The following is a 9692-nucleotide window of genomic DNA, read 5'->3' on the forward strand; positions in this document are numbered from 1 at the left end:
CCCATCTCGAGGCCGGGAAGGGTGCGGCGGCCGGGCCCTCCTCACGGTGAGGAGGGCGGGGACCTCAATCGGTCAGGTCGCGGACGACGGCGTCGGCGAGCAGCCGCCCGCGGTCGGTGAGGACGGCGCGGCCGGTGGCGTGCGCGGCCGGATCGAGCAGTCCGCGGGCCACGGACTCGGCCGCCCGCAGCCGGCCGGCGTCCGACAGCAGCCCGAGGGCCAGACCCTCGCGGAGCCGCAGCCCCAGCATCACGGTCTCCAGCGCGCGGTCGTCGTCGTCGAGCAGCTCGGCGTCCTGGGCGGGGCTCAGCCCGGCGGTGAGCCGGTCGGCGTAGGCGGCCGGGTGCTTGACGTTCCACCACCGCAGGCCGCCTACGTGGCTGTGCGCGCCCGGCCCGACGCCCCACCAGTTGGCGTTGGCCCAGTACAGCTCGTTGTGCCGGCAGCGGGCGGCGTCCGAGGTGGCCCAGTTGGAGACCTCGTACCACTCGAAACCGGCCTTCCGCAGCGTGGCGTCGGCCTGCTCGTAGCGGTCGGCCAGCACGTCGTCGTCCGGCATCGGCAACTCGCCGCGGGCGATGCGGCGGGCCAGCCGGGTGCCCTGTTCCACGATGAGCGCGTACGCGCTGACGTGGTCGACCGGGCCGGACAGGACGGCGTCCAGGGAGGCCGCCCAGTCGGCGTCGGTCTCCCCCGGGGTGCCGTAGATCAGGTCGAGGTTGACGTGCTCGAACCCCGCGGCGCGCGCGTCGCGGGCTGCCTCGACGGCCCGGCCGGGGGTGTGCCGCCGGTCCAGCACGGCGAGGACGTGCTCCGCGGCCGACTGCATGCCCAGGCTGACCCGGGTGAAGCCCCCCTCGCGCAGCCGGCTCAGGTAGCCGCGGTCGACGGTCTCGGGATTGGCCTCGGTGGTCACCTCGGCGCCGTCGGCGACCGGGAACAGCCGGTGGATCTCGGCGACGACGGCGGCGAGATCCCCCGCGGGAAGGAGGGTGGGCGTTCCGCCGCCGACGAAGACGGTGGAGACCGTGGGCAGGTCGGGACCGAGCGTGGCGGCGGCGCGGCGGAGCTCGGCGATCGCCGTCCCGGCGTACTCGGCGCGGTTGGCGCCGGGCCCGAGCTCGTCGGAGGTGTAGGTGTTGAAGTCGCAGTAGCCGCACCGCGTCGCGCAGAAGGGCACGTGGACGTACAGGCCGAAGGGCGTGCTGCCCAGGTGCTCACGGGCGCTCTCGGGCAGCCGGTCGGGGCGGGGCGATCCCGCCGGCAGCCCGGGGGCCGGCAGGAGCGGCAGGGCGGTGTTCATCCGTTCCCAGTGTGCCGCGCCCGCGCGACCGACCGGCAGGATGCGGGTGTGACGTCCGATCGAGTGGTGCAGGTCGAGCTGGCGCGCGGGGTTGCGACGCTGACCCTCGACTCCCCCGGCAACCGCAACGCCCTCTCCCGCGCGATGCGCGCCCAGCTGCGCACGGCGCTGACCGGCGCGCTCGCCGACGACGCCGTCCGTGTCGTCGTCCTCGACCACACCGGCCGGGTGTTCTGCTCCGGGATGGACCTGGCCGAGGCGGCCGGCGGCGGAGCCGGCGACCAGGGCGTGCGCGAGTTCCCGGAGCTCCTGGAGCTGGTCTGGTCGTCGCCCAAGCCGGTGCTCGCCGTCGTCCGGGGGCCGGCCCGTGCCGGCGGGGTCGGTCTCCTGGCCGCCTGCGACGTCGTCGTGGCCGGCGCGTCCGCGACGTTCGCCTTCTCCGAGGTGCGCCTCGGCATCGTCCCGGCGGTGATCTCCGCCGTCGTGCTGCCGCGGATGCTGCCGCACGTGGCGCACCGGCTGATGCTGACCGGCCAGGTGTTCGACGCGGACGCCGCGGCGGCCGGGGGGCTGGTCGACCTGGTGGTGCCCGACGCCGACGTCGACGGTGAGGTCCGGGCCCAGCTGGTGCACCTGACCGCCGGCGCGCCGACGGCGCTGGCGGAGACCAAGCGCCTGCTCCGGGCACGGATCCCCGAGCTCCGGTTCGACGAGCTGCTCGAGCTGTCGGCCCGGTTCTTCGCGAGCGAGGAGGGCCAGGAGGGCATCGCCTCCTTCCGCGAGAAGCGCCCCGCGCGCTGGGTCCCCACGGCCGAATAGCCCCAGCCCGGAGGCTCATCCCGGAGGCTCATCCCGGAGGCTCATCCCGGAGGCTCATCCCGGAGGCTCTGCCTCTGCCCACCATGGTGGGCAGAGGCAGAGCGTCGTCGTGACACCTATCGGAGACGGCGGGTGTTGTCGGGGAGCCGGACGGTCGCGCCCTGGGCGTCGAGCCACTCGGCGAGCGGGACGGCGACCCGGCGGCTGGTGCCCCACGCCTGCCGGGCCGCGCTGAGGGTGAACGGCTGGGCGATCCCGGCCAGTCGCCGCCGGGCCTCGTCGGCCACCCCCGGGGCGAGGTAGACGCCGTCGGCGATCCGCACCAGCTGACCGCTGCGCACGGCCGCCGCCAGCTCCCGCACCCCGAGCCCCGCGGCGGACAGCTCGGGGGCCTCGGGGGCCGCGAACGGGTCCTGGGCGAGGCGCGCCCGGATCACGTCGACCGCGCGTTGCACCTCCGGGGGCAGCGCCGCGGTCCCGTCGACCACCCGCCCCTCGCGCAGCACCAGCGGCGGCCGGACCACGGCGCCGACCAGGTCCACGTCGGGCAGCTCCAGTGCGCGGCGCACGACCTCCAGCGGCGGGCCGGCCTCGAGCGGGCGGAGCCTGCGGTACCGCGCCACGACGTCGGGCAGCCGGCCGGCGAGCTCGTCGGCCAGGCCCGCGGCGAGCAGCCACGAACCGTGCGCGGTGGCACCGGCGGGCACCGGCCAGCCCATCGCGGCGAAGTCGTCGGCCCGCACGATGCGCCGGCGGGCGAGATCGGCGGCGGCACCGTCGGCCCCCTGCGGCTGGGCGGTCAGCTCTGCGGCACGCCGGCGGGCGGCTCCGCGCCGGCGCAGCTCCGGTGGGGCGACGTCGCGGACGTCGGCGCCGACCACCCGCCGGGCGCCCGGGTCGCGCAGCAGCAGCCGGTCGCCGATCCGCAGGGGCAGGGGCGACGCGAGCCGCAGCCGCGCCACCGCTCCGTCGAGGGGCCGCAGCCGGGCGCCGACCGTCGCCGAGCCGACGTGGACCACCGGCTCCGACGGCAGCCGCTCCCCCGGCTCGGCGGTCAGCGTGACGTCCACGACGCCGGTCCGGCGGAAGGCGCCCGGCGTCAGCAGGGCGTCGCCGCGGGAGATCTCCTCGACCGAGACCGCGCGCAGGTTGAGCGCCACGCGGGCGGTCGCCGACGCCCGCTCCACCGGGGCGCCCAGGGACTGCACCCCGCGCACGACCACCTCGCGGTCGCCGAGCAGCAGCCGGTCGCCGCCGGCCACGCTCCCGGCGGCCAGCGTCCCGGTGACGACGGTCCCGGCGCCGCGGATGGTGAACGCGCGGTCGATCCAGAGGCGCACCGGCGCGGTGGGATCCGGCGGTGGGAGGCCGGCGAGCAGGGCGTCCAGGGCCGCACCGAGCTCGGGGATGCCGACGCCGGTCAGGGCACTCACCGAGACCGCCGGCGCGTCGCCCAGCGACGTCCCCGCGAGCCGCTCCCCGACGTCGGCCACCACCGGCTCCGGGTCGGCGAGATCGGACTTGGTCACCGCCAGCAGCGCGTGCCGCACGCCCAGCGCGTCGAGGACGGCGACGTGCTCGGCGGTCTGCGCCGACCAGCCGTCGTCGGCCGCGACGACGAGCAGCGCCGCGGGGACCGGGCCCACCCCGGCGAGCATGTTCCCCACGAACTTCTCGTGACCGGGCACGTCGACGACGGCGACCCGGCGACCGGACCGCAGCGTCGTCCACGCGAAGCCGAGGTCGATGGTCAGCCCGCGACGCCGTTCCTCGGCCCAGCGGTCGGGCTCCATGCCGGTGAGGGCGCGGACCAGGGCCGACTTGCCGTGGTCGACGTGCCCGGCGGTGGCCACCACGTCCATGTGGTTCACGTCCGCGCGGGTCACGACGCGGCGACCGCCAGCACCGCGGCGGCGAGGTCGTCGTCGGCCGAGGGCGGGAGGCTGCGCAGGTTCAGCAGGGTGCGGTCACCCTCCACGTAGCCGACCACCGGTGGCGCACCGCGACGCAGCGACCCGGCGAAGGACGCCGGGAGCGACACGGCGGCGCTGGGCAGCGGGTGCTCGGGCGCTCCTCCCCCGCCGACCCTGGCCTCGGCGTCGACGGCGACCGCGTCCACCCCGACGGTGGCCAGCCGCGTGGCCAATGCCCGCGCCCGCGCCCGCAACCCGTCGAGGTCGGCGGCGAGCATCTCCTGGACCGGGGGCAGCGGGCCGCGCAGGGTCGCCTCCAGCGCGGCCAGCGTGGTCTTGTCCACCCGCAGGGCGCGGTACAGCGGGTGCCTGCGCAACCTCTGGACCAGCTCCGCGCGGCCGAGGACGAGACCCGCTTGCGGGCCCCCGAGCAGCTTGTCGCCACTGGCCAGCACCACGTCGGCACCGGCGGCGAGGGCGCTCTGCAGGTCCGGTTCGTCCGGGAGCAGCGGGTGCGGCCGGAGGAGTCCGGAGCCGATGTCGGCGACCAGGGGCGTGCCGGTGCCGGCGAGGGCGGCGGCGAGTTCGCCGACGGCGACCTGCCGGGTGAACCCGCGGACGACGAAGTTGGACGGGTGGACCTTGAGGACCGCGCCGGTCGCGGACCCCAGAGCACCGCGATAGTCGCCGAGCGTCACGCGGTTTGTCGTCCCGACCTCGCGCAGCCGGGCGCCGGTCGAGGCCAGCAGCTCCGGGATCCGGAACCCGTCACCGATCTCGACCAGCTCGCCGCGGGCGAGCACCAGCTCCTTGCCCTGCCCCAGCGCGGTGGCGACCAGGGCCAGCGCGGCAGCGCAGTTGTTCACCACGATGGCCGCCTCCGCGGCGGGGACGGCGGCCAGCAGGGCGGCGATGGCCGCTTCGCCGCGGGGCCCGCGCCGGCCCGAGGCGAGGTCGAGCTCGACGTCGGTGGTGCCGGCCGCTGCGGTGATCGCCGCCACGGCGGCGGGCGACAGCGGGGACCGGCCGAGATTGGTGTGCACCAGGACGCCGGTCGCGTTGAGCACCGGCCGCAGGCTGCTCGCGGTGCCCGGCAGCGCGGCCAGGACTGCGGGAACGGCGTCCGGGGGCGCGAGCTCGCCGTCCCGGATCCGCTGCTGCACCTGCTGGACGGCGCCCTTGACCAGGCCGCGTCCCAGCCGCTCACCGGCGGCGGCGAGCCGGGGGTCGGCGAGCAGGGAGTCGGTGCGCGGCACCTGCCGGCGGGGATCGGCGCTCATCGATTCCGCAGCCTAGGCGGGGGAAGGAGTTGGCGGAGGCGGACGGGAATCGAACCCGCCTGACCGAGCTGCTCGGCCACGTCGGCTTTAGAGACCGCGGGGGTCACCAGACACCCTGACGCCTCCACGACCCAGCCTAGGCGGCGACCGCCGGCGCCCGCGCACCGGTCAGACGAGCGCGGGCACGAGAGCCGCACCGAGCAGGCCCACCGCGGCGGTGACACCGATGGTCCCGGCGAGCACGCGGCGGGGAAGGACCGACCGCACCATGAGCACCGACGGAAGGCTCAGCACCGGCAGGGTGATGAGCAGGACAGCGGCCGCGGCCGGCGGCGCCCCGGCGGCCAGCGCCGCGGCGACGACGGCGATCTCGGCACCCGTAGGGACGGGCAGCAGGAGACCGGCGACCAGCAGCGCCAGCACGAGCGCCAGCCCGCCCGGCACCTCCCCGCCGAGCGGGAACAGCACGGCGCGGAAGGTCCCGAGGAGGAAGACGACGAGAGCGAACTCGGGCAGGAGACGCACCGACAGACCGGTGAGCGTCCGCGCGAACCGGACCGGCAGGGACCCGTCGGCGACGTCGTCCGGGTCCTGCATCACGACGTCCGGCAGGCCGGGAGCCGCAGCGCGGCGCTCCGCCCACCCGGCGACCGCGATGCCGCCGGCCACCACCGCCAGGCCGCCCGCGAACCGCAGCACCGCCCACGGCCAGGGCAGCACCGCGAGGCAGAACACGAGGACCACCGGGTTGAGCGCCGGGTTGCCCAGCCAGAACGCCACCGTGGCGGGCAGGCTGGCCCGCAACCGGCGCAGGCCCACGGCGAGCGGCGCGGCGCAGCAGGAGCACATCAGTGTCGGGATCGACCACAAGCCGCCCCGGACGCCCGACCCCACCCCGGCCGAGGTTCCGAATGCCCGGCGCAGCCACTGCGCCGGCAGGAGCACCTGGACCACCGCGGCCAGCAGCAGTCCGGTGACCAGGGCCTTCCACACCGCCTGCAGGTAGGCGACGGTGAACTGCCAGCCGGCCGCCAGGGAGGGCTCCGGAGCGGTTTCCCCCTCCCCTGTGACGATCGACGTCCCGAGGCTGTCCGCGCCGAGCACCGCGGGCACCTTGTGCAGGTAGGGCTGGTACTTCGCCCAGGTGAGCAGCGCCAGCGCGAGGGCGATGACCGCCACACCGGCCACGAGGGGACCACGCCCGCCGGCCGCGCGACCAAGCGCGCCGCCGGCTCCTTCGGTGTGGTTCACGGCTCCCCCTCTTCGCCGGGCCGAGGGGTCAGCATGCGGTTCGTCCGGAGCCGGCGCGACCCGGGGGTGCCGGTCTGCGCGGACGACTCGCGCCTAGATTCGTCCACGTGACCACCGCGCCGCCCCGTGTCCGGCTCACCCAGTACGCCCACGGCGGAGGATGCGCCTGCAAGATCCCGCCCGGCGAGCTCGAGTCCGTCGTCGCCGGACTCACGGCCGCCGGACCGTCGTCTCCCAACGCGGAGCTGGTCGTGGGCCTCGACGACGGGGACGACGCCGCCGTGGTGCGGATCCCCGGCGGGCAGGGGCTGGTGCTCACCACCGACTTCTTCACCCCCGTCGTCGACGACGCCCGCACGTTCGGCCGGATCGCGGCGGCGAACGCGCTGTCGGACGTCTACGCCATGGGCGGCACCCCGGTCGTCGCCGTGAACCTGCTGGGCTGGCCGCGGGAAGTGCTGCCCGCCGAGCTCGCCGCCGAGGTGCTGCGGGGTGGGCTCGAGGTGGCCCAGGAGGCCGGCTGCCACGTCGGGGGCGGGCACTCGATCGACGACCCGGAGCCCAAGTACGGCATGGCCGTGACCGGGCTGGTCGACGTCGACCGGATCATCCGCAACGACACCGCGGTCGCCGGGACGCCGCTCTCGCTCACCAAGCCCCTGGGCGTCGGCGTGCTCAACAGCCGGATGAAGGCCACCGGCGAGGTGTCGCAGGAGGCGGTCGCCTCCATGACGGCGCTCAACCGGGACGCCGGGCGCGCCGCCGTGGCGGCCGGGATCCGCGCGGGCACCGACGTCACAGGGTTCGGCCTGCTCGGCCACCTGTACAAGATGGCCCGCGCCAGTGGGGTGACCGCGGTCGTCGACGCGGCCTCCGTCCCCTACCTGGCCGGCGCCCGCGAGGCCCTCGCCGACGGGTACGTTTCGGGCGGCACCCGGCGCAACCTCGACTGGGTGCGCCCGCACACCGACCTGTCCGCCGTGTCGGAGGACGAGGCCCTGCTGCTCGCCGACGCCCAGACCTCCGGTGGCCTGCTGCTGGGTGGCGAGGTATCGGGCGCCCCGGTGATCGGCGAGTTCGTCCCGCGCGGGGAGTTCGTGGTCGTCGTCCGCTGACAGCCGCGGGAGCACCGCAGCGCTGACAGCAGCGGGCCCTGGCCCGCCCGTGCCTGCGGTCAGGACCCGCCCATGGCGGCCGCGGCCTCCCCCGCGAGCTGAGCGACCGCGCCCGGGTGGTTGTACGGCACGGCGTGCGCCCCCGGGAGCGTGCGGGCGCGACCCCGCGGAGCCGCCGCGGCCAGCTGCTGCACCCACTCCTGCGAGGCGAAGTGGTCGTGCCGGCCGCGGGCCGCGATCACGGGGGCCTGGATGCGGCCGATCTGCTCCTCCGGCCGGTCGCGCAGGGCCGAGGTGAGGTACTCCCGGAACCGGCGCCCGCCGCGCAGGTAGTCGGGCACGGTGTAGCGCAGCTGTCCGGGTGGCTCGAAGGCCGACGTCCACATGTGCCGTGCGAGGAGGGCACCGGGGCGTCGGGCGGCAGGCTCGAACGTCGGCCCGACGAGGACCAGGGCCCCGACGCGGTCCGGGGCGTCCAGCGCGGCGTGCATGGCGACCTGCGTCCCGGTCGAGTGCCCGACGAGGACGGACGGGGAGGGCGGCAGGGCGCTCAGGAGCCGGGCGGTCACCGAGTCCAGGTCGCTGGGCAGGTCTGCGGTCCTCTGCTGCCCGAAGCCGGGCAGGTCCACCAGCGTCGCCCTGGTCCACGCACCGCAGGCGTGCAGCAGCTCCAGCATGTAGCCCACCGCGCCCAGACCCGGGACGAGCACGACCTCCGGTGCACCGGTCCGCGGCCGGCCCGACACCAGCGTGCGCAGCGGCCGCCCGTCTGACTCCGTCCACTCCTCGACGTGCAGCGGGCGGCGGGCGTCGTCGTCCGGGGATGTCTGTGGCATGCCGGCGCTGTAACCCGGATCGACGACCGCCGAACCCGGACGCGACGACGGCCGGCCCGGTCGGCTCCGGTGGCCCCCGTCGCACGCGCATCCACCCTCCGTTAGCGTCCGATCATGCTCGCCGCCTTCGTGTCGACGCCCGCGCCCGAGGACCCGTTGTCCGTGCTGGAGGTCGGTGACCGCCCCGAGCCCGAGGTCCCCGAGGGCTGGACGACGGTCCAGGTCAAGGCCGTCTCGCTCAACCACCACGACCTGTCCAGCCTCAAGGGCATCGGCCTTCCCCAGGAGCGGATGCCGATGATCCTGGGCACGGACGCCGCGGGCCTCGACGAGGACGGCAACGAGGTGGTCGTCCACGGGGTGGTCCCGAGCCCCGGGTGGACCGGCGACGAGACCCTGGACCCGAAGCGGACGCTGTTCTCCGAGCTGCACCAGGGCACGATGGCCGAGAAGGTCGCCGTCCCGAAGCGCAATCTGCTGCCCAAGCCCGCCGGCCTCTCCTTCGCCGAGGCCGCCTGCCTGCCGACCGCCTGGCTCACCGCCTACCGGATGCTCTTCGTCCGCTCCGGCCTGCGGCCCGGCCAGACGGTGCTCGTGCAGGGAGCCAGCGGCGGTGTCGCGACGGCCTTGATCGTGCTCGGCCGGGCGGCCGGCTACCGGATGTGGGTCACCGGCCGCAGCGAGGAGAAGCGGGCGGCGGCCCTCGCCCTCGGCGCCGACCAGGCGTTCGAGACGGGAGCGCGGCTGCCGGAGCGGGTCGACGGCGTCATGGAGACCGTCGGTGAGGTCACCTGGTCACACAGCATCAAGTCGCTCAAGCCCGGCGGCGTCGTGGTGATCTCCGGTGCGACCACCGGCTTCAACCCCGGCGCGGAACTCAACCGGATCTTCTTCACCCAGCTCTCGGTGATCGGCTCGACGATGGGAACCCGGGCCGAGCTCGAGGCGCTCATCCAGATGTGCAGCGTCACCGGCGTGCGACCGCTGATCGACGTGGAGCTCCCGCTCACCGAGGCCCGGGAGGGCTTCGAGCGGATGCTCGAGGGCCGCACCGCCGGGAAGATCGTCTTCACGCCCTGAGCGAGGTGGATGGTCCCGTGCGCGCAGTCGACCGGGTCCTGGCGGCACTGGCGGCCGCCGGTGTCCAGGCCGACGTCCGCCGGTTCGAGGAGCCG

8 protein-coding genes and 1 tRNA gene are annotated in these 9692 nt (G+C 75.8%); 3 read left to right on the forward strand and 6 right to left on the reverse strand.

Annotated elements, in window-relative coordinates:
- Nucleotides 1-64: 64 nt before the first annotated feature.
- Entirely contained in the window at nucleotides 65-1303 is a 1239-nt protein-coding gene (hemW, locus tag ACFSHS_RS15890) for a radical SAM family heme chaperone HemW (RefSeq protein ID WP_376878148.1), read from the reverse strand.
- Nucleotides 1304-1351: 48 nt separating this feature from the next.
- On the opposite strand from hemW, the gene ACFSHS_RS15895 reads away from it, so the two are divergent.
- Nucleotides 1352-2122, forward strand: coding sequence for an enoyl-CoA hydratase-related protein (locus ACFSHS_RS15895; protein WP_376878151.1), 771 nt, complete (start codon nucleotides 1352-1354; stop codon nucleotides 2120-2122).
- 116 nt (nucleotides 2123-2238) lie between these two features.
- On the opposite strand, the gene selB is transcribed toward ACFSHS_RS15895, so the two are convergent.
- From selB to ACFSHS_RS15915, 4 genes are all read right to left on the reverse strand, one after another.
- Nucleotides 2239-4008 carry a selenocysteine-specific translation elongation factor gene (selB, locus tag ACFSHS_RS15900; RefSeq protein WP_376878154.1) on the reverse strand — a complete coding sequence of 590 codons (1770 nt, stop codon included), beginning with the start codon at nucleotides 4006-4008 and terminating at the stop codon, nucleotides 2239-2241.
- Nucleotides 4005-5315, reverse strand: a complete 1311-nt coding sequence (gene selA / locus ACFSHS_RS15905; protein ID WP_376878157.1) for an L-seryl-tRNA(Sec) selenium transferase — start codon at nucleotides 5313-5315, stop codon at nucleotides 4005-4007. Before selA ends, selB begins: the two co-directional genes overlap by 4 nt.
- A 30-nt stretch (nucleotides 5316-5345) precedes the next feature.
- Nucleotides 5346-5441: transfer RNA gene (locus ACFSHS_RS15910), tRNA-OTHER, on the reverse strand.
- Nucleotides 5442-5483: 42 nt separating this feature from the next.
- Nucleotides 5484-6566: a permease gene (locus ACFSHS_RS15915; protein WP_376878160.1), complete on the reverse strand. Its 1083-nt coding sequence runs from the start codon at nucleotides 6564-6566 to the stop codon at nucleotides 5484-5486.
- A gap of 107 nt (nucleotides 6567-6673) precedes the next feature.
- On the opposite strand from ACFSHS_RS15915, the gene selD reads away from it, so the two are divergent.
- Nucleotides 6674-7681 (forward strand): selenide, water dikinase SelD, encoded by a 1008-nt coding sequence (selD, locus tag ACFSHS_RS15920; protein ID WP_376878163.1) that lies wholly within the window; start codon nucleotides 6674-6676, stop codon nucleotides 7679-7681.
- Between the two features lie 59 nt (nucleotides 7682-7740).
- Here the strand turns inward: selD and ACFSHS_RS15925 are convergent, their stop codons facing one another.
- Nucleotides 7741-8517 (reverse strand): alpha/beta fold hydrolase, encoded by a 777-nt coding sequence (locus tag ACFSHS_RS15925; protein ID WP_376878166.1) that lies wholly within the window; start codon nucleotides 8515-8517, stop codon nucleotides 7741-7743.
- A 114-nt stretch (nucleotides 8518-8631) separates the two neighbouring features.
- On the opposite strand from ACFSHS_RS15925, the gene ACFSHS_RS15930 reads away from it, so the two are divergent.
- Complete coding sequence (locus ACFSHS_RS15930) at nucleotides 8632-9597, forward strand: zinc-binding dehydrogenase (protein ID WP_376878169.1); 966 nt, start codon at nucleotides 8632-8634, stop codon at nucleotides 9595-9597.
- Nucleotides 9598-9692 lie beyond the last annotated feature (95 nt).

The organism is Blastococcus deserti (assembly GCF_042682525.1).
Taxonomy (GTDB): Bacteria; Actinomycetota; Actinomycetes; order Mycobacteriales; family Geodermatophilaceae; genus Blastococcus_B; species Blastococcus_B deserti.